Origin of the sequence: Mesorhizobium sp. M4A.F.Ca.ET.022.05.2.1 (assembly GCF_003998845.1) — a bacterium.
Taxonomy (GTDB): Bacteria; Pseudomonadota; Alphaproteobacteria; order Rhizobiales; family Rhizobiaceae; genus Mesorhizobium.
This window is the reverse complement of record NZ_RZOJ01000728.1, coordinates 1-1,219: the sequence shown is the minus strand read 5'-3', so window position 1 is coordinate 1,219 and position 1,219 is coordinate 1. Positions and strand designations below refer to the sequence as shown.

The 1,219-nt window shown below is 65.1% G+C and carries 1 protein-coding gene; it reads left to right on the top strand.

What is annotated here, in order from left to right:
- Positions 1-252: 252 nt before the first annotated feature.
- Positions 253-1,219: MFS transporter (locus tag EN745_RS34935; protein WP_127423326.1), on the top strand; the 967-nt coding region annotated here is incomplete at its 3' end.

Below are 1,219 nucleotides of genomic sequence, written 5' to 3'. Positions count from 1 at the left end.
TCCGGGAAACGCACACCTACGCTTCGATCGCCAATGTGAAACCCGACGCCTTATTGCCGATCTGAATTGGCGTAGAGGCACGCGTTCCAAGACGCTTGTCATTCCGTGACCGCAATCGACGCCTCTCCGCGCTGAAACTCCAGCGAGAGCGCCGCGGGTCGCCACTGGCCCGCTGCTCTCCCGGAATTGCCGCTGGCATTGGCGGTGGCGATGGTCCAAGAAGGATCCCCAACATGTGATTGCCTTCCCCTCATGTCCTCGATCCGCCCGCTTATCCCGCTCCTCATTGCCGCCGGTATCCTGCTCGGCGGCAATGGACTGCAGGGCACGCTGATCGCGCTGCGCGGCGCGCAGGAGGGCTTTTCCGCCCCCGTCATCGGCCTTATGGGCACTTTCTATTTCGCCGGCTTCCTGCTCGGCTGCCTGGCCGTTACCCGCATCCTGAAGGCAGTCGGCCATGTCAGGACCTTCTCGGCGCTCGCCGCCACCGCCTCGGCCGGCACGCTGCTGCTTGTGCTGGTCATCGATCCTATCATGTGGTGCGCGGTGCGCTTTGCCGGCGGGTTCTGCTTCGCCGGCCTGTTCACCGTGATGGAAGCCTGGCTCAACTCCGGCGTCACCAACAAGGACCGCGCGCGCGTGCTTGCCATCTACCGCATGGTCGACATCGGCTCGGTCACCAGCGCGCAGTTCCTGATCCCGATCTTCGGCGCCGGCGGCTTTGCCATCTTCGCCATCATGTCGATGATGATCACGCTGTCGCTGGTGCCGGTCTCGCTCGGCGACCGCTCCAACCCGACGCCGCCGGAAGACGTCAAGCTCGACCTGCCGCGCGTCTGGCGCATCTCGCCGCTCGGCTCGATCGGCTGCATCGCGGTCGGCGTCACCAATAGCGCCTTCCGCACGCTCTCGCCCGTCTATGCCGAGCAGATCGGCATGTCGGTCGCCGATGTCGTGACCTTCGTCAGCGTCGGCATCTTCGGCGGCGCTCTCATCCAGTATCCGCTCGGCTATCTCTCCGACCGCCGGGACCGGCGCTCGGTGCTGCTGGCGACAACCTGCTGCGCCATGGTGGCGGCATTGGCACTGGTGTTCGTGGCCGGCGCCGACCCATTCCTCAACTTCGTCATCGTCTTCATCTTCGGCAGTTTCGCCATGCCGCTCTTTTCGCTGTCCGCGGCGCATGCCAACGACCGCGCCGACAAGGGCGAGTTCGTGC